The organism is Bradyrhizobium sediminis, assembly GCF_018736105.1.
Taxonomy (GTDB): domain Bacteria; phylum Pseudomonadota; class Alphaproteobacteria; order Rhizobiales; family Xanthobacteraceae; genus Bradyrhizobium.
In genome coordinates this window covers 1,759,377-1,781,358 of the sequence record NZ_CP076135.1, presented here as the reverse complement: position 1 = coordinate 1,781,358, position 21,982 = coordinate 1,759,377, and the positions used below count along the sequence as shown (strand labels likewise).

The window sequence follows — 21,982 nt, the reverse complement described above, 5'->3', positions numbered from 1 at the left end:
CGGGTAAAATTCCGTGACGCGGAAGGTGCTGCAAATCTGCCTGCCTCGATAAGAACCAGAATTGCTCGCTGCACTCGCTCGGGCGGCGTCGCCGGGGTTATCCTTGACGATGCATGGCGTTTATGTGCAGCTATAAAAAAATCTCGGGCGTCCGGCGGGAGGGTTATACAATGACAACGGTGCGGCAGGCGTTGGTTGGTTGCAGTTTTCTCATCGCGTCGACGATTTTCGCGCAAGCTGCCGATCCGATCAAACTGCGGGTCGCCGATTCATTTCCGAAGGGCCACTTTCTCGTCAAGCTGATCCTCGAGCCGTGGATGGAGGGGGTCACGAAGCGCACCAACGGCGCGGTGATCTTCGAACACTATCCCGCGCAGCAGCTCGGCAAGGCGGCGGACATGCTGAAGCTGACGCAGACCGGCGTCGCCGATATCGGCTACGTCGCCCCCGGCTATACCTCCGACAAGATGCCGGTGTCCGAAGTCGCGATGTTGCCCGGCGCCTTCGCGCATTCCTGCCAAGGTACCCTCGCCTACTGGAAGCTGGCGCGCAGCGGCGTCATCGCGCAGCAGGACTATGCCAGCAACAATATCCGGCTGCTGCTGGCGGTGAGCCTGCCGCAATACCGCATCTTCACCGTCAGCAAGCCGGTCAAGGATGTCGCCGACGTCGCCGGCCTGAAACTGCGTTCCACCGGCGGCGCGCAGGATCTGACCTTGCGCGCGATCGGCGCGGTGCCGGTCCGGATGGCCGCACCCGACGCCTATGAATCGCTGTCGCGCGGCACCATGGACGGGTTGCTGTTTCCGCTGGAAAGCGTGGTCGCCTACGGCGCCGACAAGCTGGTGAAGCATGCGACCGACGGGCTCGGCTTCGGCAGCTTCGTGGTGTCCTACTCGATCAGCGATACCGCCTGGAAGAAGCTGACGCCGGAAATCCAGAAGGCGATGACCGACGTCGCCGAGGAGATCATTCCCTCCGCCTGCCAGGAAGTGCAGAAGGCCGACGCGACCACCAAGCAGAAGCTGGAAGCCGCAGGCGTGCACTTTGAGACGCTGCAGCCCGAGAAATTCAAGGACTTGATGAAAGGCGTCAACAAGACCTGGGCCGAGGGGCTCGACTCCCGCGGCAAGCACGGCAGCGACGCGCTGAAGGAATTCGAAGCCGCCGCCGCCGCCATTCCCGCCAAATAATTCGTGTCCGGCGCGCCGCGGCAAGACGCTCGGAGGGGATCAAGGTGCTCGACGGATTATTGAGAACGCTCTCGGCAGTCGAGAAGGCGGTGTCCTCGATCGCCGCGTTCTTCATGTTTGCGATCATGATCATCGTCTTCAGCGACGTCGTCATGCGCTACGGTTTCAACCGGCCGTTCTCCTGGGCCTACGACCTGATCTCGCTCTATCTGATGGCCGGCATCTTCTTCCTGATCCTGTCGGAAGCCTATGCCAGTCACGCCCATGTCAGCGTCGACATCCTGCAGCAGAAATTCCCGCCGGCGATGATCCGCGTCACCGAAATCGTCACCTGCCTGGTCGGCATCGTGGTGTTCTCCCTGATCGCCTGGCTCGGCTTCCTGCGCGCGGTCGAGAGCTTCAGGTCCAGCGACGTCATGGCCGGCGCCATTCCATGGCCGATGTGGCCCTCGATCGGGCTGGTGCCGCTCGGCGCCGGGCTCATCACGCTGCGTCTCGTGCTCCATTTGGTCGCCCATGTCCTTTCTCTTGCTACCGGACGCGACGTGATCGCCCTGCCGGCGTCGCACGCGACCGAGGAAACCTTCGAATGATCCTCACCCTGGTCATGGTTGTTCTGTTCGTGCTGCTGGCGATCGGCACGCCGGTCGGCTTTGCGATGGCGGGCTCCGGCGTGCTCGGACTTTATATGATCGGCGGCATGCCGATCATGTCCGGCATCCTGCAGACCGCGCCGCTGTCGGCGGTCACCTCCTACGAACTGATCACGATCCCGATGTTCCTGCTGATGGCCGAATTCGTTCTGGTCAGCGGCATCGCCGACGACCTGTTCAAGGCTACCGCCGCCTGGGTCGGCCGGGTCCCGGGCGGGCTCGGCATGGCAACCGCACTGGCCGGCGCCGGTTTCGGCGCGATCTGCGGCACCAGCACCGCTTCGGCGGCGACGCTGTCGGCGACCAGCCTGCCCGCGATGCTGAAGCAGGGCTACGAGCCGAAGATGGCCGCAGGCGTGGTGGCGATCTCGGGCACGCTGGCGATGCTGATTCCGCCCTCGGTGGCGCTGGTGATCTACGGCCTGCTCGCGGAAGTGAACATCGGGGCGCTGCTGATCGGCGGCGTCATCCCCGGAATTCTCGTCACCATCACCATCATGGCGACGGTCTGGTTTCTGGCCTGGCAGGATCCTTCGCGGGCGCCCGCGGGCCCGTCCGTGACCTTGCGCGAAAAATTCCGGATGCTGAAAGTCGTCGGGCCGATGCTGCTGCTGTTCGGCATGGTCACCGGCGTGATCTATTCCGGCATCGCCACGCCGACCGAAGCCTCCGCGCTCGGCGCCTTCGGCGCCTTTTGCCTCGCCATTTGGAAGCGCAAGATCAACCTGACGAGCCTGCGCAGCGCCCTGCTACGCTCGGCGCACGGCACCTGCATGATCGCGATGATCCTGTTCGGCGCATCGGTGTTCGGCTACTTCTTCACCCTGACCCAGGTGACGCAGAACCTGGTGGCCCTTGTCGGCGGGCTGCACGTGCCACCCTGGGTGATCCTGACCATCATCCTGTTCGGCTACATCGTGCTCGGTTCATTCATGGACCAGATTGCGATCCTGGTGCTCACGGTTCCGATCGTGCTGCCGCTGATCAAGTCGCTCGGCTACGACCCGCTGTGGTTCGGCGTCATCAAGATCGTCACCGCCGAGGTCGGCATGATCACCCCACCGGTCGGATTGAACTGCTTCGTGGTGGCGCGCTACTCGGGGCGCCCGGTGGCCGAAGTGTTCCACGGGGTGTTTCCGCACTTCATCGCACATCTGTTTGCGATCGCGATTCTGGTCGCATGGCCGCAGATCATTCTGTGGCTGCCGATCAAGATGGGTTACTGAAAGAGCAACAACAACGGGAGAGAAACCTCATGACCACTGGTTTGAAAAGGCGGATCGTCGCCGTGACGACAGTGCTCGCAGCTGGCATGAGCCCCGCTCTCGCGCAGGAAAAGATCACGCTGCGCCTCGCCGAAAGCCTTCCCGCCGGTCACGTCATCCATGAGTTGGTAGCCAAGCCGTTCATGGAGCTGGTGACGAAAGCGACCAACGGTCAGGTTACATTCCAGCACTATCCCGCCGAGCAGCTTGGCAAGGCCAAGGACATGGCGCAGCTGACGGTCGCGGGCGTTGCCGACGTTTCCTATGTCGTGCCGTCCTATTCGTCGGAAAAATATCCGCTCACGGCGGTCGCCGAACTGCCCGGCATCTTCGATACCGAATGCCAGGGAACCCTTGCCTTCTACAAGATCTCGCACAATGGCGGCATCCTCGAGACCAGGGAATTCGGGCCGAACCAGCTTCGGCCGCTGGTGACGATTGCGCTGCCGGCCTACCAGATCCAGCTCGCCACCAGCCGCACGGTGAAGACCGCGAAGGATCTGGAAGGCCTCAAGATCCGCACCACCGGCGGCGCGATGGACCTGATGATGCGTTCGATCGGCGGCGTTCCGGTTCGCATGGCAGCGCCCGAGATCTATGAATCGCTGACCCGTGGCACGCTCGACGGCCTGATCTTCTCCTATCAGAGCTCGGTGTCCTACGACTTCGGCAAGATCCTCAAAGCCGGCACCGAGGGACTGAACTTCGGCACCGCGATCTTCACCTATTCGATCGGAGAGACCAAATTCAAATCGCTGCCGGAGAACGTCCGCAAGGCGCTGGTCGAGGCCGGCGAGCAGACCACCCGCGAGGGCTGCAAGCGTTTCGAGGATGGCGAGAAGGTCGCTGCGGAGAAGATCAAGTCGCAGGGCATGAAGGTGATCGAGTTCGGCGCCGAGGACAAGAAGGTGTTCGACGCCGCCTTCAAGAATGTCGCGGAAGACTGGGTGAAGGACATGGACAAGCGCGGCAAGCCCGGCACCGAGGTGTTCAAGGCCTTCACCGGGGCCCTGGCCGCAGGCCGTTGACCGAACGCTCCGTGACGGAAACAAAGACGGCGACACCGGCGGGACCTCTCGCCGGCATCAGGATCATCGACCTGACCAGCGTGATGATGGGGCCCTACGCCACCATGATCCTCGGCGACTACGGCGCCGACGTCATCAAGGTCGAGAGCCCCGAAGGCGACGTCATGCGGCATGCGGCGCCGATGCGTCATCCGCAGATGGGCGCGATGTACCTGCAGGGCAACCGCAACAAGCGCTCGATCGTGCTCGATCTGAAGAAGGCGGGCGGCCGCGCGGCGCTGTTGCGACTCGCGGCCTCCGCAGACGTCTTCGTCCACAATGTGCGGCCGGCGGCGATGAGCCGGCTCAAGCTAGCGGCCTCCGACTTGCTCGCGGTCAATCCGCGGCTGGTCTATGCCAGCCTGCACGGTTTTGGCGAGCAAGGCCCCTATGCCGGACGGCCTGCCTATGACGATCTGATCCAGGGCATGACGGCATTGCCGGCGCTGACCGGCAGGATCACGGGCGAGCCGCGCTACTCGCCGGCCACGATGGCCGACCGCATCGTCGGGCTCAACGCCGCACACGCGATCCTGGCCGCGCTGTTTCATCGCAACCGCAGCGGCGAGGGCCAGTCGATCGAGATCCCGATGTTCGAGACCATGGCGCAATTCGTGCTCGGCGACCACATGGCCGGCCGCAGTTTCGAGCCGCCGATCGGACCGCCGGGCTATTCGCGGCTGCTGTCGCCGGACCGCCGCCCCTACCAGACCAGCGACGGCTATGTCTGCGCGCTGGTCTACAACGACAAGCAATGGACCGCGTTCTTTCGTGCGATCGGCCTCGAGAACGAAGCAGACCGCGACCCGCGCCTGAACAGCATCGCCTCGCGAACCGGCAACTACGATTTCGTCTATGGCTGGTTCTCCGAGGTCATGAAGACCCGCACCACGGCCGAATGGATGCGGCTGTTCGAAGAAGCCGACATTCCCCACGCCCCGCTGCACGACCTCGACAGCCTGATCGACGACCCGCATCTGGCCGCGGTTGGCCTCCTGCAATCGATCGAGCACCCGACCGAAGGCACCTTGCGCGTCGCCGGTCCCGCCGCGACCTGGAGCAGGACGCCGCCGTCGATCCGGCACTATCCGCCCGGGCTCGGCGAACACGGCGAGACGATCTTGCGCGAGGCGGGGTTTTCCGATGAGGGGATCGAGGCCCTCGTCACCGAGGGTGCGTTGGTCAATCCGCCCAAGGATTCGTAGGGTAAGCCAAGCAACCGATCGCGCGAAGGGGCGCCTTTGCCACCCCTGCGCACTCGCTCCCAACCAAAATATCGAAAACAACCCCATGCAAAGTAACGAGCGGTTGCCGGTACGGAGGCTTCGCCCCCCGAAAACCCATTGACACGTCGGGCAAATCACCGGCACTTTTGCAACATCGCGCAAATCCTGAACACAACCATGACCCTGCCAAACGGGCGGTGTGAACTCGCGCTTCAGCCGACTCGCGCCGACATGCCGCCGTCGACCGGCAGCAGCACGCCGGTGATGAAGTTGGCTTCATCCGACGCCAGGAACAGCGCGGCATGCGCAGTGTCCCAGCCGGTTCCCATCCTGCCGCGCAACGGCACCCGCGCGTTGCGGGCTTCGCGCACCGCCTCGGTTGTCGAGCCCGTCGCCCCGGCGATCCCGGAAACCGCCATCGGCGTATCCATCAGGCCCGGCAGCACGGCGTTGCAGCGCACGCCGTAGGCCGCATTGGCGTTGGCGACACTGGTGGTGAGCCGGTTCACGCCAGCCTTGGAAACCTCATAGGCGACCTGATTGCCGCCGGCCAGCGAGGCCAGCGACGAGATATTGACGATCGATCCGCCGCCCTGCTCGCGCATCACGGGTACGGCGTGCTTGATGGTCATCCATGCCGATTTGAGATTGACCGCCATGATGCGGTCCCAGGCTGCCTCATCGGCACGATGGGCGGGACCATCGCCGCTACCGCCAATGCCGACATTGTTGACGAGGATATCGATCCTTCCCCAGCGCGACTTCCCCTCGGCGACAAGCGCCGCACATTCGGCGTCGCGCGAGACGTCGGCCTGAAACGCCGCGGCACTGCCGCCTTCCGCCGCGATCATCGCGACCGTCTCGGCCGCGCTTTCCAGCCGGCGGTCGACGCATAGCACCTGCGCGCCCTCGCGGGCGAACAGCACCGCCATCGCCCGGCCATTGCCGATGGTTTCGCCGGCAGACTGGCCGGCACCGGTGATGACCGCGATCTTGCCCTGCAGACGCCCGCTCACTTGAACCCCCTCAGATCGGGATCGAGCACCTGGCCTTCGTCGAGCTGAACGCCAAAACTGTTGAGCAGCATCGAGACCTGGGTGTACTGGCCCACCGTGAACACCAGATCCATGCGCTGGCGTTCCTCGAAATGCCGCGACAGTTCCGCCCACACCGGCTCGGTGATGAACTGCTCGCGGTGCAGATCGTCGGCGGCCCGCAGCAAGGCCGCATCGGCCGCACTCCAGCCCGGCGCGTCGGCGCCGAGCTTGATCCGGGCGATCTCGTCATCGGTCAGGCCAGCGCGTCGGCCGATCGGCACATGCTGGGTCCATTCGTAGCCGGAGCGGCACAGGAAACCGGTGCGCAGAATGACGATCTCGCGCTCGCGCGGCGGCAGCGAGGTCTTGCGGCTCAGGATATAGCCGCCCCACACCAGGAATGCCTTGGCTGCCGCGGGATGGGTCAAGAGGGTGCGGAAGATATTGAGCACCGGACCGCGCGCCAGCATGGGCTCCACGATCTCGCGCTGTTCTGCCGTGCAGCCTTCGAGGGGGACGGGCGCAATGCGTGGGGATGTCAGTCGCATGTCGTGATCTCCGGAATGAGTGTGGCGTCGCTCGGCGATGGGCTCAGCGCCTGCGTGAGCCCAAAGCGAGAATCTTCTCGGCGGCGCGAAGGTGCGGCTTGTCGATCATCTTGCCGTCGATCTTGACCACGCCGGAATCCGGATTGTCAGCGAATGCCTTGACGATCTTCCGCGACCAGGCGATTTCCTCCTCCGTCGGCATGAAGGCTGCGTTGACGACATCGACGTGCTTCGGATGAATCACGGCCTTCGACAGGAAGCCGTCGTGGCGGGCAGCAATCGCCTCCTCCCGCAGCGCGGCCAGATCGTCGATGTCAGTGGCGATGGTGTCGATCGCCACCACGCCGGCAGCCGCGGCGCTGATCAGGCAGAGATCGCGCGCCAGGAGGAACGGCCCGTGATAGCGGCCATTGGTGCGGTTGCGCGAGGCGCCGAGCGAGGCGGCGAGATCCTCGGCGCCCCACATCATGCCCCACAACCGCGGACTGGCGCCCTCGAAGTCGAGCAGTTTCGTAACCGCCCGCGCCGTCTCGGTCGCGACCACGACGATCCGCGTGGTGTCCTGCTCGATCCCGGACGCCGCCTCGAACGCGTCGAGATACAAGGCGAGGTGGTTGACGTCGGCGGCGCCGGCGCATTTCGGCAGCACGATGCCGTCGGGCCGGCCCGGCATGACCGCGGCGAGGTCGCCGAGCGTCAGCCCGGTGTCGAGCGCGTTGACGCGGATGTAGTTCTTCTGGTTCGGACTGCGCGCATCCAGCATGTCGCGGGTGATGCCGCGCGCCGCCACCTTCTGGTCCGGCGCGATCGAATCCTCGAGATCGAGGATCAGCGCGTCGGCGGCGGTTTTCTTCGCGCTTTCGAATTTCCGGACACTGTCGCCGGGAACGAACAGGAATGATCGCATCAGTTCAAGCCTTTGGTTTGCAGTGCATCAGGCCGGTGCGGCGGCAGCTTGCCACCACCTCGCCGCGCTGGTTGGTCGCGGTATGCTCGAACTCGACGATACCCTGGGTCGGCCGCGATTGGCTGATGCGCTTGGAGATGATCTTGGTATGCGCCTTCAGCGTGTCGCCGTGAAATACCGGCTTCGGAAACTTGACGTCGGTCATGCCGAGATTGCCGACGGTGGTGCCGAGCGTGGTGTCGTAGACGCTCATGCCGATCATGATGCCGAGCGTGTAGAGGCTGTTGAACAGCCGCTGGCCGTATTCGGTAGTTTCGGAGAAATGGGCGTCGAGATGCAGCGGCTGCGGATTCATCGTCAGCAGGCTGAACATGGTGTTGTCCATCTCGGTGACGGTCCGGCTGAATTCATGATGATATTCCCGGCCGACCTCGAACTCCTCGAAGTATAATCCTGCCATGGTCTCTCCCCTTTCCAGGTGTTGGTTGGTTTCTCGTCAATCGCCAATGCGTCAGCGGCCGGTATATTTCGGCGGCCGCTTTTCGACGAAGGCGTTGAGCCCTTCCTGACAATCTTCCGTGCTCGCCACAAGCGCAAAACTCTCCGCCGCATTCTCGACCGCACGGCGGTAGTCGGCATCGACCGCCCGCATGAAGGCGTCGCGGCCGATCTTCATCACGATCGGCGACTTGGCGGCCAGGCGTAACGCAATCGCCCGCGCGCGCTCCAGCGCGGTTCCCTTCGGCACCACCTCGCTGACCAGCCCCATTCGAAACGCGGTCGCAGCATCGAAGGGATCGCCGAGAAACAGCGGGCCGAAGGCCTGGTGCTTGCCGACCAGCCGCGGCAATTGCACGAAATGCAGCGCCGGAATCAACCCGACATCGATTTCGGGGTAACCGAAGGTCGCGCCGTCGCCGGCGATCACCATGTCGCAGGAGATCGCGATCGTCATGCCGCCGGCCCGCGCCGGTCCGTCGACCGCCGCGATGGTCGGCTTGCCCATCCGGTACTGGATGTCGTTGAGCGCGAAATAGAGCCGCTCGAGAAAGCCCTTGGTTTCGGTGGCGCGCTTGCCCCTGACGATATCGAGATCGAGTCCGGCACAAAATACCTTGTGGGCGCTGGCGATGACCACCGCGCGCACCTGCTCGTCGTCCCTCGCCTTCCGCAGCGCTTCCAGCAGCGCGTCGATCAAGGCGATGCTGAGCGCATTGACCGGGGCGCGGTCGAGCGTGATCTCCGCAATCGCATCCGAAACGGCATAGCGAACGAGTTCGGCTCCCATGGCGCCTGTCTCCCTTTGGTCCGGTCTAGCGTCGCGAGGTGCGCACGATGCCGGCCTCGATCAAACCGTCGATGGCAGCTGAATCGAATCCGGCCTCGAGCAGCACTTCGCGGCTGTCCGCGCCGATGTCCGGCGCGGGCCGCAACTCATCCTCGGACGGCCCAGCGATGCCCGGCGTGCGCGCGGCGTGGACCGGCCCGACGCCGGGGGTGTCCTGACAGACTGCGGCCCTGGTGGCCTCGACATGAACATTGTGCAGCCAGTCGCCGGGGGTGAGGATCCGCTCGGCGATGACGTCGGCCGCATGAAGCCGGCCGAGCCAGGTCTCGGTGGATTGCGACAGGAACACTTCACGCAGCTGCGCCATCAACGCGTCGGCCGAGTCGGCGCGCCTGGCAAAATCCGCAAAGCGCGGATCGCTGGCGAGGTCGTCGCGTCCGATCGCCGCGCACAGGCGCTTGTACTGCGGCTCGTTCACCAGCGTGACCATCATCCAGCCGTCGCCGGTCCGATAGGAGCCCGCCGGCACGTTGAGCGCACGCGGGGCGCCGCCTTCCAGAACGTATTCGGCGGCTTTGTGGCCGAGCAGCGCGGCGGTCGATTGCGCAAGATTGACGTCGATCCAGCGGCCGGTGCCGACGCTGGCGCGGGCGAACAGCGCGGTGGCGATGGCCTGGAAGGCGTAGACCCCTGTCGCGACGTCGGAGATGGTGGTGCCGACCCGGTGCGGAATGCCGTCGTTGCCGACATTGACCGAGACCAGGCCGGAAAAGGCCTGCGCCACCGAATCCGAACCCGGACGCCTGGCATAGGGACCGTCCTGCCCGAAGCCGGAGACCGAGAGATAGATCAGGCCGGGATTGTCCTTTGCCAGCGCCTGATAGCCGATCCCGAGCCGGGCGGCGACGCCGGGCCGGAACCCCTCGATCAGGACGTCGCAATCAAGCGCGAGCTGTTTGGCGATGGCGATCCCCTGCTCCGACTTCAGGTCGAGGCACAGGCTGCGCTTGCCCCTGTTATAGACGGCCGACAGCGCCGTATGGCTGCCATAGGTCGTTCCGAGATAGCGCGACCAGTCGCCCTCGGGCGGCTCGATCTTGATGACGTCAGCCCCGTAAACGCCGAGCAGCATCGCGCAATAGGGCGACGCGATGCCCTGCCCGAAGTCCAGAACCCGCAAGCCGCGATAAGGCGTCTCGTGCGTCGGCGACATCTTGCGTTCGACTGCCATTTTCTTGTTGTTCTCGAGCCCCGGTATCCGCTCAAAGCGGCCCGCAAAGAGAAGAGGATGGCTCCAGATGAGTCAAGCGCGCACGGGCCGCCGGACGCGCGCAAGCGTCCGCGGCAGCGGCTTCATCCCGCCCGCCGAAATATTTCCAATTCGGGATCAATCTGCAGGCGACGGTCAGGCGCGACCGGCGTGTTCGATCGCGCGGATGGCGCCGCGCAGTTCGGCGAGGCCGCGCAGCCTGCCAATCGCGGTGTAACCGGGATTGGTCCGCTTCGACGGGGCGAGATCGTCGAGCATGCGATGGCCGTGATCGGGCCGGAACACGATCTGGTCGGCAGCCGTGCGACGCCGGTTTTCCGCGAGCAGCGCCTTCAATACCGCAATCATGTCGACGTCGCCGTCGAGATGATCGGCCTCGAAGAACGACAGGCCGTCGGCTTCCCGTTTCGTCGCCCGCAGGTGAGCAAAGCCGATGCGCGGAGCGAACCGCTTCGCCATCGCGGGAAGGTCGTTTTCCGCGCGGACGCCGAGCGAGCCGGTGCACAGGCAGATGCCGTTCGCCTTCGAGGGCACGGCATCGAACAGCGCCTGATAGTCTTCCGTGGTCGAAGCGATCCGCGGCAGGCCGAACAGCGAGCGCGGCGGATCGTCGGGATGCAGCGTCAGCGTCACGCCGAGCGCTTCGGCAACCGGCGCGACGCGCGCCAGAAATTCGATCAGATGCCGGCGCAGCACCGGCGAGGTGATACCGCTGTATTGTTCGAGCCGGTCGCGGAACTGCGGGATCGAGAGCGCATCGGTGGTCGAGCCGGGCAAGGCGCTGGCGATCACCATCACCAGGTAATCGATGTCCGCCTGGCTCATCGCCTCATAGACCTGCTGCGCCCTGGCTTGCGCAGCCGGCGAATAATCCGCGGCCGCGCCCGGCCGTTGCAGAATGTGCAGATCGAAGGCCGCAAACCGGTTCTGGTCGAAGCGCAGCGCGCGGGCGCCGTTCGGCAGCTCCCATTCGAGGTCGGTGCGGCACCAGTCGACCACCGGCATGAAATTGTAGCAGACGATCCCGATGCCGGCTGCGGCCACCGCCTCCAGGCTGGCGATCCACGCCTCGATCGAGCGTGTTGCCCTGCCGCCAAGCCGCTTGACGTCATCAGGCACCGGAATCGATTCCACCACCGACCAGACCAGCGGCGTGCGGCCGGGCTGCCCGTTCTCGATGATCTGCTTGCGCTCCGCCACGGCCTCGCGCGTCCAGGCTTCGCCGATCGGCACCTGATGCAGCGCCGTGACCACATCGGTCGCACCGGCCTGGCGGATGTCATCCAACGAAACAGGATCGTCAGGCCCGTACCAACGCCATCCCTGCAGCATCATCCGCGAATCTCCTCCAATCTCTCCAGCGGTTCGGCCGCGCAATCAATGCGCGGTCAGCACCACCTTGACGCTCTGCGAACGATCGAGCGCCAGCCGCATGGCGTCGGGTGCGGCAGCCAGCGGACGCTCGGCCGTCACCAATGCCAGCACGTCGACGCTGCCGTCGGAGATCAGCTCGACCGCGGTCATGAATTCGACCCCGAACCGGAACGAGCCTCTGAGATCGATCTCCTTGGCCATCACCGCATTCGCGGGCACCGGGATCTGGCCGCCCGGCAGATTGCCGATCTGGACCACGATGCCGCCGCGCCGGACAATGCCGATGGCGCTGGCAAGGCCCGCCGCCGTCCCGGAGACTTCGAACGCGATGTCAAACGGTCGCGCCGCGGCCTGCGCCTTCAATCCGTCATCGCCGCCGGAGACATCGACGACACGATCGGCGCCGAGCCGGCTGGCAAATGCCAACGGCGCCGCCGCAATATCGACGACGGTGACTTCAGCGATCCCGGCGCGACGCGCCGCCAGCATGGTGAGCAGGCCGATCGGGCCCGCGCCGAACAGCACCGCGCTCTTGCCGCTGACATCGCCGGCGCGGGCGACCGCGTGCAGGCAGACCGCCAGAGGCTCGGCAAGCGCCGCGGCCTGATACGGCACATGATCCGGGATCTTCACGCACTGCTCCGGAACAGCATCGAAGGTGGTGGCGAAACCGCCCTGCATGTGCGGGGTCTTCGACGCCGAGCCCATGAAGAAGATGTTTTCGCAAAGATTGAGCCGGCCCTCGCGGCACGGCGTGCAGCGGCCGCACCAGCGCGACGGGTTGACGGCGACGCGGTCGCCGATCTTCAGCCCGGGCGCGGCACCCCCGATCTCGATGACCTTGCCCGCGATTTCGTGGCCGAGCACGAGCGGCGAGGTGACGACGAAGTCTCCGGTGCGGGCATGGCGGAAATAATGCATGTCCGATCCGCAAATGCCGCCCGCGCCGAACCGGATGCGCACCATGCCGGGCGCAAGGCGGTCGAGCGGCCGCTCGACCATGCGCAGGTCTTCCGCTCCGAACAAAGTTGCGGCCAAAGCCATCGATGTCATTTTGCAAGCCCCATGTATTTCGGCAACCAAAGCGTCAGGTCCGGGATGTAGGTGATGGCGGCCAGCGCCAGCAGCAGCGGCACCAGCCACGGCAGGATCGCCATCGTCGTGCGCTCCACCGAGAGCTTGGCGACGCGCGCCAGCACGAACAACACCATGCCGAGCGGCGGATGCAGCAGGCCGATCATCAGGTTCAGCGTCATGATCAGACCGAAATGAATCGGATCGATGCCGAGCTTGAGGACGATCGGCAGCAGGATCGGCACCAGGATGGTGATCGCCGCGATGGTGTCGATGAAGCATCCGACGACCAGGATGAGAATGTTGGCGAGCAGCAGGAACACCCATTTGTTCTGCGTCAGCCCGAGTATCGCGTCGGTCATGATCTGCGCGGCCTGCGAGACGGTCAGAAGCCAGGCAAAAATCGAGGCCGCCGTGACGATGAACAGGACCGATGCCGTCGTCTCGATGGTGTCGAACGTGGCCTTGGCGACCGTCTGCAGGGTCATGGTGCGATAGCGCACCAGCCCGAGAAACAGCGACCAGATCACGGCCGCAACCGCAGCCTCCGTCGGCGTGAACCAGCCGAGCGTCATGCCGCCGATCAGGATGACCGGCGCCATCAGCGCCATCACGGCGGAGAAATCGAAATACCAGTCGATCAGCAGCAACACCGCGAGCCCGACACCGATCGAAACGTTGGTCGAAACCCCGGCGACGGTCAGCAGCCAGACCGCGAGCGGAAAGCTGACGACGATCGCGATCTCGATAGCCGCCGATCCGAGCTGCGGCCACGAGAACGGCGAGTCGCTGCCCCAGCCGTTCTTGTGAGCGAAATACGCAACCGTCACCATCATGAACAGCGTCATCATGACGCCGGGAATGACGCCCCCGAGGAACAACGCGCCGATCGAGACGTTCGCCATCATGCCGTAGATCACGAACGGCAGCGACGGCGGAATGATCGGTCCCAGCGTCGCCGAGGCGGCCGTCACGCCGACGGAAAACTCCGTGGAGTAGCCGTGATCCTTCATCGCCTTGATCTCGATGGTGCCGAGGCCGGCGGCGTCCGCGATCGCGGTGCCCGACATGCCTGAAAAGATCACCGAGCCGATGATGTTGACGTGGCCGAGACCGCCGCGCATCCAGCCCACCAGCGCAACCGCAAACTTGTAGATCCGGCCGGTTACTCCGGCGATGTTCATGAGGTTGCCGGCAAGAATGAAGAACGGCACGGCGAGCAACGGAAAACTCTCGACGCCGGCGATCATGCGCTGCGCCAGCGTCACATCGGGCGTTATGCCGGTAACGAGAATGTACAGCAGCGACGACGTCGCCATCGCCAACGCGACCGGAAGGCCGACCAGCATCAATATCAAAAACACTCCAAGCAGAAGCAGCATCGCGTCACCCTTCCGTTCCGTCGAACGCGCCGGGGCGCTCCAGGATCGAGTAACCGCGCCGCCAATTGTCGACGGCGATCTGGATCGATCGCGCGAACATCATCACGAAGCCGAACAGCACGACGTAGTAGACGAAGCCTTTCGGAAACTTGATCGTCGTCATCCGCTCGTCGGCTACGACCTGGATGAACAGCCAGACCAGCTTGATCGCATACCCGAAGAAGGCGATCCGGATCAGGTCGATGGCGGTCGAGAGCGCGCGCGCCGGCAGCCGCGGCAAATAGCGGAACAAGAGGTCGACCTGGATATGCCGCGACAGGCGCACGCACATGGCGGAACCGAGAAAGACCACGCCGATCAGGCAATAGGTCGCGATCTCCTCGGTCCAGGCGTAGCTGTCATTGAGGACATAGCGGGTGAAGAACTGCAGAAAGACGCAGAGCGCCATGATCCAGAAGATCGCCAGCGCCAGCCAGTCCTCGATGGCATATTGCCCAAGATCGACCTTGGGTACCGCCTCTTCCTCGAAGGTGTGGGCTATCTCGTCTGCCGTGATCTGCTTGTGCACTTCGGCCGTCGACATGGGGATCTCTTTATATGATGAAGTTCAGCTGACACGGCCGCGCATCGTCCCGGCCTCGCGTTCACGCCTCTCCCCGCAGACTGCGGGAAGAGGCTGAAGCGGAATACCGCGATTACTTGATGGCTTGGATCCGATCCCAGTCGGATTTGCGGTAATCGAAGCTCTCGAAGCTCGTCGTCTTGATCACCGTGTCGCGGAACTCGTTCTTGTCGATCCCGGTGACGGTGAGGCCTTTCTGCTTGAAGAAATCGACCAGTTTGGCTTCCTTCTCCTTGATCTCCTGCGTTGCCTTCGCCGCCGCCTCCTGCGCCACGTCGGTGAAGATCTTGCGGTCCTCGTCGGGGAGCTTCTTCCAGAGGCCGCCCGCAACCACGGTATTGAGGTGGTCGACGATATGGCCGGTCAGCACGATGTGCTTCTGGACTTCGTAGAATTTCTTCGCCTCGATGGTGGTAAGCGGATTTTCCTGGGCTTCCACGGTGCCGTTCTGCAGGGCGAGATAGACCTCGGCAAAGGCGATCGGCGCGGTGTTGGCGCCGCAGGCGCGCGGCATCGCCAGATAGGCCGGAACATCCGGCACCCGCATCTTGAGACCCTTCATGTCGGCGCAGGTCTTGATCGCGCGGTTCGACGAGGTGTGGCGCACGCCGTAATAGGTGACCGCCACGATGTGATGGCCGCTCTTGTCTTCATAGCCTTTCGTCAGTTCCTTGAAGACGTCGCTCTTGGTGTAGGCCAGAAGATGATCCGCGTCGCGGAAGGTGTAGGGATAATAGGTGACGCCGATCGGCGGGAAACTCTTTGCAGCGAAGCTCGAGCCGGAAATGATGATATCGACGGAGCCAAGCGACAGACCCTGATTGATGTCGGTTTCCTTGCCGAGCTGCGAGGCCGGATAGACGTCGATCTGATAGCGCCCGCTGGTCCGCTTGCCGATCTCCTGCGCGGCCCATACCGAAGCGGTGTGGAACGGCTCCGACGTCTCGTAGACGTGGGCCCATTTGAGTTTGGTCTGGGCCATGCCGACATTGGTCGCCGCCACCAGCGCCGCTGCCGACGCGGCCAATACAGTCACTACTCTCTTCAACACGACAATTTCCTCCCTTGTTGCATTTGCTTTGTTACTCAACCGGTTCGGGATTTCGCCGAACCGCCCGAATGGGTATTTCGACGCGCCAGCCGTTGCTGGCGCGCATCCGCCACAATTTGTCAGCCGCTCCCGATTGAAGCGCGCGATGGGGAGGCAGTCTCCGCCCCAAAACTCTGGGCAAATCGTTCCTGCGAACGAGCCAGATGGCGGCGCATCGCGATCCCCGCCGCCTCGGGATCGTGTGCCGCAATGGCGTCGCGGATCGCGTGATGCTCAGCGAGCGCGGCCCGCCACGACTCCGGATTCTCGAAATAGTGCGCCAGTTTGGCGAAGTAGGGATTGAGGCGCTGGTCGAACAGTTCGCCGACGACGCGGACCAGCACTGCGTTGTCGAGGCATCCCGTGACCGCAACATGGAAAGCGCGATCATGGATCATCGATCCTTCGCCGGGATGCGGCACCGTCGCCATCGCCGTCAGCGAAGCGTCGATACGCTCGATGTCCTCAGGTCTGACGACCCGCGCAGCCTGCTCGGCGATCGCGCCTTCGATGAATTCGCGGGCGCGCAATACTTCGAACGGCCCTTCGATCGTGGCGGACGCCGGCAAGGGTGAAGCGAGTGCCGCCGGTTCGATGACGTAAATCCCCGAGCCGACACGGATGCGGACCCTGCCCTCGACTTCCAGCGCGATCAGCGCTTCGCGCACCGTCGGCCGCGAAACCTTCAACTGTTCGGCGAGATCCCGTTCCGTCGGCAGCCGGCTCCCGACGGCGTATTCACCGCTGTCGATGAGGGCGCGCAGTTGATCGGCAACCTGGCGATAGAGGCGCCGCGCCTCCACGGCTTCGAGCGGCACGCTGGTCTCCCTGAAACGAGTCCCCTCGGCAGATCGAGACGATCCTGCCTTCCAGCTGGGACCGCGGCCTGCCCAATTCGGTATATTGGCCTTACCAATTGACCAAAAGATTGACGAGAAAAGCCCTCTGTGTCAAGCCAACGGCGAAAACCCCCATTCAACCCCGACAGGAGGCAGTTTTGCGCCTCTCGAACGCCAGCCTCGATCGCCTTCCAGGCCATGTCCGCCGCCCCGGCTATGACCGCGCGCGGGTCACGCCTGGCATCGTCCATCTGGGCCTGGGCGCCTTCCATCGGGCCCACCAGGCTGTCGTCATCGACGACCTTCTTGCCGGCGGGACCACCAATTGGGGAATCGTCGGCGCCAGCCTGAGAAATCCAGACACGCACGACGCGCTCGCCCCGCAGGACGGCCTCTACACGGTCGCCATCCAATCCGGCGCGGCCACCGAGCACCGGGTCGTCGGCTCGATCATCAAGACCGAGGTCGCCAGGACGAACCCCGCGCGCTTGATCGCACACATGGCCGATCCGGCGACGCGGATCGTGTCGCTCACCATCACCGAGAAAGGATACTGCCACACGCCGCAAACCGGCGAACTGAACGAACGGCATCCCGATATCGTTCATGACCTGGAAAATCCGGATGCGCCGCGGTCAGCCGCCGGATTCATCGTCGCCGCGCTTTCGCGCAGGAAGGCTTCAGGTGCAGCGCCATTCACCGTGCTGTGCTGCGACAACCTCCCGGCCAACGGCCATACGGTGGGGCGAATTGTGAAGCGGCTCGCCAGCTTGAAATCGCCGGAGCTCGGCAAATGGATCGCGGACGAGGTCGCTTTCCCGTCAACGATGGTGGACCGGATCGTGCCCGAGACCACCGACGCCGACCGCGCCGACGTCTCCGTTGCGCTTGGCATGATCGACGCGTGGCCGGTGGTCACGGAGCCCTTTACGCAATGGATCGTCGAAGACCGCTTTCCGGCCGGCCGGCCGGATTTCGCAGCCGCGGGCGTGCAGCTCGTCGCAGACGTCACGCCATTCGAATACATGAAGCTGCGGCTGCTCAACGGCAGCCACTCGGCGCTGGCCTATCTCGGCTATCTCGCCGGCTACGAGACCATCGCCGCCACGATGGCCGACAGCCGCTTCGCGGCCTATGCCCGGCAATTGATGGACGAAGCGGCGGTGACGCTGACGGTACCGGCCGGAACCGATCTTTCGGCCTACTGCGCAACGCTCCTGAAGCGCTTTTCGAACCCGGCCCTGCATCATCATACCTGGCAGATCGCGATGGACGGCTCGCAGAAGCTTCCGCAGCGGTTGCTCGGAACGCTGCGCGACCGCTTGATGCTGGGCCTGCCGATCGAGACGCATGCGCTCGCGGTGGCGGGCTGGATGCGCTACGTCACGGGCGTGGACGAACTGGGGCGAGAGATCGACGTCCGCGACCCGATTGCGCCGGAGCTGGCGGCCGCCGCAGAGATGGCCGGTCCGGTCGCAGACCGGCTGGCCCCCGCGCTGCTGGACGTCAGCTCGGTGTTCGGCGCGCTGGGGGCCGATCCGCGCGTGCGCAAGGCAGTCACCGATGCACTCGCACGGCTCTACGATTTGGGTGCATCCCGGGCCGTGCGGGCATGACGGCCCGTCGCTGGCCTTGATCCCAATCAACAATCCGGCCCCGGTCATTGGCTAGGCTTTCTTTTTCGAAGCCATCAGCCCCGGAGCCAACGCAGAATGAACAAGCAGCTCGGCACTGCTGCAACCGAGCCTCCGCCGGGTCAACACCCGGTGCCAGCGCCGCAACGCCTTGCGGTCCGGCGCGGCACCGTCATTGCGATCGCGGTGCTGCTGCTTGCGGCTGCCGGCGGCGCATGGTGGTCGATCGGCAGCGGCGACACGGTCCGGTACGAGACGGCGCCGGTGACGACTGGCAGGATCGCCCGCGGCGTCAATGCCACCGGCACGGTCAATCCGGAACTGACGATCATCGTCGGGACCTATGTGTCCGGCGTCATCCAGGAGTTGAGCTGCGATTACAACACCGAGGTGAAGCGCGGACAGATCTGCGCCAGGATCGACGGGCGCCCGTACCAGAGCATCCTCGATCAGGCCAAGGCCAATCTCGCCGTCGCACGGGCGCAGCTGGAAAAGGACAAGGCATCGCTGGAATACGCCAAGCTGGCGTTCGATCGCATGGCGTCGCTGGTCAAGACCAATGCCGTATCGAAGGATGCCTACGACAACGCCCACAGCACATACGATCAGGCCGTCGCCCAGATCACCTTCGACGAGGCTACGATCCAGCAGCGCCAGGCGGTGGTCGACGCGGCGCAGATCAATCTCGATTACACCAAGATCATCTCGCCGGTCGACGGCACCGTGGTTTCGCGCAACGTCACGATCGGACAGACCGTCGCGGCGAGTTTCCAGACTCCCACGCTGTTCCTGATCGCAACCGACCTGACCAAAATGCAGGTCGACGCCAATGTCAGCGAAAGCGATATCGGCGGCGTCAAGCTCGGCAACAAGGCGACCTTCACCGTCGATGCCTATCCCAAACGCGCGTTCGACGGCATCGTGACCCAGGTCCGCCAATCCCCGCAAACGGTGCAGAACGTCGTCACCTACGACGTCGTGGTCAGCGTCAATAATTCGGATCTGGCGCTCAAGCCGGGCCTGACCGCGGCAACGCGGATCCTGGTCGATCAGCGCCATGACGTGCTCCGCATTCCCAATCAGGCGTTGCGCTATGTTCCGGCCGGAAACGTTCTGCGCGAGACGGGACCGGCGCATGCCTGGGTGCTCCGCGACGGAGTTCCGACACCGGTTCAGGTGACCACCGGTCTCGACGACGACGAATTGACTGAGGTGGTCAAGGGCGACCTCAAGCCGGGCGACAAGGTGATCGTCGGCGAAGCGCGCAATCAGACGGGCAACGCGCGCTCCGGCGTGCCGCGGCCGCGACTCTGAGTGCAGCGACGACAAAGCGGCGATGGACTGAAATGGCGGAGCCGGTCATCAGGATCGAACGGGTGTCGCGGACATATCATGTCGGCGATATCGATGTTCATGCGCTTCGCGACGTCAGCCTGACGGTCGAACGCGGCGAGTTCATCGCCATCATGGGCGCTTCCGGATCGGGCAAGTCGACGCTGATGTCGATCCTCGGCTGCCTCGACCGGCCGAGCGGCGGCCATTACTGGTTCGAAGGCATCGATGTGGCGCAGCTTGCCGAGCCCGACCTCGCGGGCCTGCGCAGCGAGCGGCTGGGTTTCGTATTCCAGAGCTTCAACCTGCTGCCGCGCACCAGCGCCATCGACAACGTCGCCCTGCCGCTGCTGTACGCGACGTCCGGCCAGGGCCATGCGCGGGCGCGCTTCGAGCGGGCGCGCGCGGTGCTGGACCAAATCGGCCTGCGCGACCGCGAGCGCAACACGCCCGGCCAGCTCTCCGGCGGGCAGCAGCAGCGCGTCGCCATCGCGCGGGCGCTGATCAACCGGCCGAGCCTGCTGCTGGCAGACGAGCCGACCGGCAATCTCGATACCCGCAACTCCCATGAGATCATGCAGACGCTGAGTTCGCTCAACCGCGAACAGGGCGTCACCATCATCGTGGTGACCCACGAGTCTGACGTTGCGGCCTTTGCGGATCGCGTGCTGACCATGCGCGACGGCCAGATCATCTCGGACGTAAAGAAGACCAGGCCGGTGACGACGCCGGAAAGCACTGCCGGATCCGCCGCTGCGAAACCGCCGCTGCCCTCCCCGGCCGCGGCGCCGCCATCCTTTGCCGGATCGTCCGGCGCATCCTGGCCGTTCGCCTGGATGGTGATGACGGCGGCGGCGGAGGCGATCTGGCGCAACAAGATGCGTTCGGCGCTGACCATGCTCGGGGTCTTCATCGGCGTCGCCGCCCTGATCGTGATGGTGTCGGTCGGCCAGGGCGCCAACGAGGCCGTGCGCAAGGAGATCGCACGGCTCGGGACCAACCTCGTGGTGATCGTGCCGGGCGCCGCCACCCGCGGAGGTGCCCGCGGCGGTTTCGGCAGCGCATCGACACTGACGGTTGCCGACGTCCGCGCGATCCTGCAGGAAGCGACCGCCGTCGGCGAGGTGGGCTATCTGATCCGCCAGTCCGGCCAGATCCGGTTTGCCAGCCAGAACTGGACCACCGGCATCCAGGGCGTGAGCTTCAACTATCCTCCGATGACGAACTGGCGGATCGCCTCCGGGCGGGCGATCACGGCGGAGGACGAGCGAAGCGCCGGGCTTGTCGTCGTCCTTGGAGAGACCGTGCGCCGGGAATTGTTCGGCGCCTCCCAGAACCCGATCGGCGCCCTGGTCCAGGTCAGGGGCGTCTCGCTGCGGGTGATCGGGGTTCTCGAATCAAAGGGACAGACATCCTTTGGACAGGACCAGGACGATCTGATCATGGTTCCGTTCACGACCGCCGAGCGCAAGATCATCGGCGTTGCGGCGCCGAGCCAGCAAACGCCCATCAACTGGATTTATCCGACGCCGCCCAATCCATACGGGCTGCAACCGCGCCTGACCGGATTTGTGAATCAGATCTACGTCCAGGCGGTGGACCAGAACGCCATTCAGACAGCCATCAACCAGTCCACCGACATCCTGGCGCGCCGCCACCGCGTCCGGCCGGGCACGCCGAATGATTTCTCGGTCCGCAATCTCAGCCAGATCGCCGAGACCGCCGAGGGCAGCAGCCGCATCATGGCGCTCCTGCTGGCGGCGGTGGCGTCGATATCGCTTGTCGTCGGCGGCATCGGCATCATGAACATCCTGCTGGTGTCGGTGACGGAGCGAACCCGTGAAATCGGGCTGCGGATGGCGATCGGCGCCCGCCGGCTGCACGTGCTGCTGCAGTTTCTGGCCGAGGCGGTATTCATCAGCGTCAGCGGCGGCATCGTCGGAATTGTCATCGGCGCGGCGCTTTCGGTCGCCGTTTCGGCCATCACCGGATGGCCGGCGCCGATATCGATAACGGCGATTGCCGGCGGATTCCTGTTTTCGGCGGCCGTCGGCATCTTCTTTGGCTATTATCCGGCGCGCAAGGCCGCCCGGCTCGATCCGATCGAGGCGCTGCGCTATGAGTGAGGAAGCGGCTTGACCTTGCTCAATGCCCACCAAATCCGGGCTGATTTACTGGCGC

At 64.6% G+C, this 21,982-nt stretch carries 20 protein-coding genes; 8 read left to right on the top strand and 12 right to left on the bottom strand.

Annotation, left to right across the window (positions count from 1 at the left end):
• Nucleotides 1–170 precede the first annotated feature (170 nt).
• The 5 genes from KMZ68_RS08615 (at nucleotide 171) to KMZ68_RS08595 (ending at nucleotide 5,383) form a co-directional block, all read left to right on the top strand.
• Nucleotides 171–1,193: a TRAP transporter substrate-binding protein gene (locus KMZ68_RS08615; RefSeq protein WP_215615367.1), complete on the top strand. Its 1,023-nt coding sequence runs from the start codon at nucleotides 171–173 to the stop codon at nucleotides 1,191–1,193.
• A gap of 44 nt (nucleotides 1,194–1,237) precedes the next feature.
• Nucleotides 1,238–1,786: a TRAP transporter small permease subunit gene (locus KMZ68_RS08610; protein WP_215615366.1), complete on the top strand. Its 549-nt coding sequence runs from the start codon at nucleotides 1,238–1,240 to the stop codon at nucleotides 1,784–1,786.
• The gene (locus tag KMZ68_RS08605) at nucleotides 1,783–3,072 is read left to right on the top strand and encodes a TRAP transporter large permease (protein WP_215615365.1); all 1,290 of its coding nucleotides are present in this window, start codon (nucleotides 1,783–1,785) and stop codon (nucleotides 3,070–3,072) included. The genes KMZ68_RS08610 and KMZ68_RS08605 overlap by 4 nt, the downstream gene beginning before the upstream one ends.
• Before the next feature lie 29 nt (nucleotides 3,073–3,101).
• Entirely contained in the window at nucleotides 3,102–4,139 is a 1,038-nt protein-coding gene (locus tag KMZ68_RS08600) for a TRAP transporter substrate-binding protein (RefSeq protein ID WP_215615364.1), read from the top strand.
• 83 nt (nucleotides 4,140–4,222) lie between these two features.
• The gene (locus KMZ68_RS08595) at nucleotides 4,223–5,383 is read left to right on the top strand and encodes a CaiB/BaiF CoA transferase family protein (RefSeq protein ID WP_215616258.1); all 1,161 of its coding nucleotides are present in this window, start codon (nucleotides 4,223–4,225) and stop codon (nucleotides 5,381–5,383) included.
• 233 nt (nucleotides 5,384–5,616) lie between these two features.
• On the opposite strand, the gene KMZ68_RS08590 is transcribed toward KMZ68_RS08595, so the two are convergent.
• The 12 genes from KMZ68_RS08590 to KMZ68_RS08535 form a co-directional block, all read right to left on the bottom strand.
• Nucleotides 5,617–6,420 (bottom strand): SDR family NAD(P)-dependent oxidoreductase, encoded by an 804-nt coding sequence (locus tag KMZ68_RS08590; protein WP_215615363.1) that lies wholly within the window; start codon nucleotides 6,418–6,420, stop codon nucleotides 5,617–5,619.
• Nucleotides 6,417–6,989 carry a carboxymuconolactone decarboxylase family protein gene (locus KMZ68_RS08585; protein WP_215615362.1) on the bottom strand — a complete coding sequence of 191 codons (573 nt, stop codon included), beginning with the start codon at nucleotides 6,987–6,989 and terminating at the stop codon, nucleotides 6,417–6,419. Before KMZ68_RS08585 ends, KMZ68_RS08590 begins: the two co-directional genes overlap by 4 nt.
• Before the next feature lie 43 nt (nucleotides 6,990–7,032).
• A complete protein-coding gene (locus tag KMZ68_RS08580; protein ID WP_215615361.1) occupies nucleotides 7,033–7,896 on the bottom strand; it encodes an HpcH/HpaI aldolase/citrate lyase family protein in 864 nt (287 codons plus the stop codon).
• A 4-nt stretch (nucleotides 7,897–7,900) separates the two neighbouring features.
• Nucleotides 7,901–8,356, bottom strand: a complete 456-nt coding sequence (locus KMZ68_RS08575) for a MaoC family dehydratase (RefSeq protein ID WP_215615360.1) — start codon at nucleotides 8,354–8,356, stop codon at nucleotides 7,901–7,903.
• 51 nt (nucleotides 8,357–8,407) lie between these two features.
• On the bottom strand, nucleotides 8,408–9,184 hold the full coding sequence (locus KMZ68_RS08570; RefSeq protein ID WP_215615359.1) for an enoyl-CoA hydratase/isomerase family protein: 777 nt from the start codon (nucleotides 9,182–9,184) through the stop codon (nucleotides 8,408–8,410).
• A gap of 25 nt (nucleotides 9,185–9,209) precedes the next feature.
• Nucleotides 9,210–10,415 (bottom strand): CaiB/BaiF CoA transferase family protein, encoded by a 1,206-nt coding sequence (locus KMZ68_RS08565; protein ID WP_215615358.1) that lies wholly within the window; start codon nucleotides 10,413–10,415, stop codon nucleotides 9,210–9,212.
• A 174-nt stretch (nucleotides 10,416–10,589) separates the two neighbouring features.
• Complete coding sequence (uxuA, locus tag KMZ68_RS08560) at nucleotides 10,590–11,789, bottom strand: mannonate dehydratase (RefSeq protein WP_215615357.1); 1,200 nt, start codon at nucleotides 11,787–11,789, stop codon at nucleotides 10,590–10,592.
• A gap of 42 nt (nucleotides 11,790–11,831) precedes the next feature.
• A complete protein-coding gene (locus KMZ68_RS08555) occupies nucleotides 11,832–12,881 on the bottom strand; it encodes an L-idonate 5-dehydrogenase (RefSeq protein WP_215615356.1) in 1,050 nt (349 codons plus the stop codon).
• A complete protein-coding gene (locus tag KMZ68_RS08550) occupies nucleotides 12,878–14,284 on the bottom strand; it encodes a TRAP transporter large permease (RefSeq protein WP_215615355.1) in 1,407 nt (468 codons plus the stop codon). Before KMZ68_RS08550 ends, KMZ68_RS08555 begins: the two co-directional genes overlap by 4 nt.
• Nucleotides 14,285–14,288: 4 nt before the next feature.
• Entirely contained in the window at nucleotides 14,289–14,867 is a 579-nt protein-coding gene (locus tag KMZ68_RS08545) for a TRAP transporter small permease (RefSeq protein WP_215615354.1), read from the bottom strand.
• A 112-nt stretch (nucleotides 14,868–14,979) separates the two neighbouring features.
• Nucleotides 14,980–15,888, bottom strand: coding sequence for a sialic acid TRAP transporter substrate-binding protein SiaP (locus tag KMZ68_RS08540; protein WP_371741464.1), 909 nt, complete (start codon nucleotides 15,886–15,888; stop codon nucleotides 14,980–14,982).
• Nucleotides 15,889–16,076: 188 nt separating this feature from the next.
• On the bottom strand, nucleotides 16,077–16,814 hold the full coding sequence (locus tag KMZ68_RS08535) for a FadR/GntR family transcriptional regulator (protein ID WP_215615352.1): 738 nt from the start codon (nucleotides 16,812–16,814) through the stop codon (nucleotides 16,077–16,079).
• 179 nt (nucleotides 16,815–16,993) lie between these two features.
• Here KMZ68_RS08535 and KMZ68_RS08530 point away from each other — a divergent pair, with 179 nt between their 5' ends.
• From KMZ68_RS08530 to KMZ68_RS08520, 3 genes are all read left to right on the top strand, one after another.
• Nucleotides 16,994–18,451, top strand: a complete 1,458-nt coding sequence (locus tag KMZ68_RS08530) for a mannitol dehydrogenase family protein (RefSeq protein WP_215615351.1) — start codon at nucleotides 16,994–16,996, stop codon at nucleotides 18,449–18,451.
• Nucleotides 18,452–18,547: 96 nt separating this feature from the next.
• Complete coding sequence (locus tag KMZ68_RS08525) at nucleotides 18,548–19,783, top strand: efflux RND transporter periplasmic adaptor subunit (RefSeq protein WP_215615350.1); 1,236 nt, start codon at nucleotides 18,548–18,550, stop codon at nucleotides 19,781–19,783.
• A 32-nt stretch (nucleotides 19,784–19,815) separates the two neighbouring features.
• Complete coding sequence (locus tag KMZ68_RS08520) at nucleotides 19,816–21,927, top strand: ABC transporter permease (RefSeq protein WP_215615349.1); 2,112 nt, start codon at nucleotides 19,816–19,818, stop codon at nucleotides 21,925–21,927.
• Nucleotides 21,928–21,982 lie beyond the last annotated feature (55 nt).

Excerpts from the sequence above, each read along its gene's own strand:
- KMZ68_RS08615 (WP_215615367.1), top strand. The coding sequence starts at position 171 with ATGACAACGGTGCGGCAGGCGTTGGTTGGTTGCAGTTTTCTCATCGCG.
- uxuA (WP_215615357.1), bottom strand. The coding sequence starts at position 11,789 with ATGATGCTGCAGGGATGGCGTTGGTACGGGCCTGACGATCCTGTTTCG.
- KMZ68_RS08595 (WP_215616258.1), top strand. The coding sequence starts at position 4,223 with ATGATGGGGCCCTACGCCACCATGATCCTCGGCGACTACGGCGCCGAC.
- KMZ68_RS08605 (WP_215615365.1), top strand. The coding sequence starts at position 1,783 with ATGATCCTCACCCTGGTCATGGTTGTTCTGTTCGTGCTGCTGGCGATC.
- KMZ68_RS08585 (WP_215615362.1), bottom strand. The coding sequence starts at position 6,989 with ATGCGACTGACATCCCCACGCATTGCGCCCGTCCCCCTCGAAGGCTGC.
- KMZ68_RS08580 (WP_215615361.1), bottom strand. The coding sequence starts at position 7,896 with ATGCGATCATTCCTGTTCGTTCCCGGCGACAGTGTCCGGAAATTCGAA.
- KMZ68_RS08555 (WP_215615356.1), bottom strand. The coding sequence starts at position 12,881 with ATGACATCGATGGCTTTGGCCGCAACTTTGTTCGGAGCGGAAGACCTG.
- KMZ68_RS08575 (WP_215615360.1), bottom strand. The coding sequence starts at position 8,356 with ATGGCAGGATTATACTTCGAGGAGTTCGAGGTCGGCCGGGAATATCAT.
- KMZ68_RS08570 (WP_215615359.1), bottom strand. The coding sequence starts at position 9,184 with ATGGGAGCCGAACTCGTTCGCTATGCCGTTTCGGATGCGATTGCGGAG.
- KMZ68_RS08545 (WP_215615354.1), bottom strand. The coding sequence starts at position 14,867 with ATGTCGACGGCCGAAGTGCACAAGCAGATCACGGCAGACGAGATAGCC.
- KMZ68_RS08550 (WP_215615355.1), bottom strand. The coding sequence starts at position 14,284 with ATGCTGCTTCTGCTTGGAGTGTTTTTGATATTGATGCTGGTCGGCCTT.
- KMZ68_RS08600 (WP_215615364.1), top strand. The coding sequence starts at position 3,102 with ATGACCACTGGTTTGAAAAGGCGGATCGTCGCCGTGACGACAGTGCTC.
- KMZ68_RS08520 (WP_215615349.1), top strand. The coding sequence starts at position 19,816 with ATGGCGGAGCCGGTCATCAGGATCGAACGGGTGTCGCGGACATATCAT.
- KMZ68_RS08565 (WP_215615358.1), bottom strand. The coding sequence starts at position 10,415 with ATGGCAGTCGAACGCAAGATGTCGCCGACGCACGAGACGCCTTATCGC.
- KMZ68_RS08525 (WP_215615350.1), top strand. The coding sequence starts at position 18,548 with ATGAACAAGCAGCTCGGCACTGCTGCAACCGAGCCTCCGCCGGGTCAA.
- KMZ68_RS08540 (WP_371741464.1), bottom strand. The coding sequence starts at position 15,888 with ATGGCCCAGACCAAACTCAAATGGGCCCACGTCTACGAGACGTCGGAG.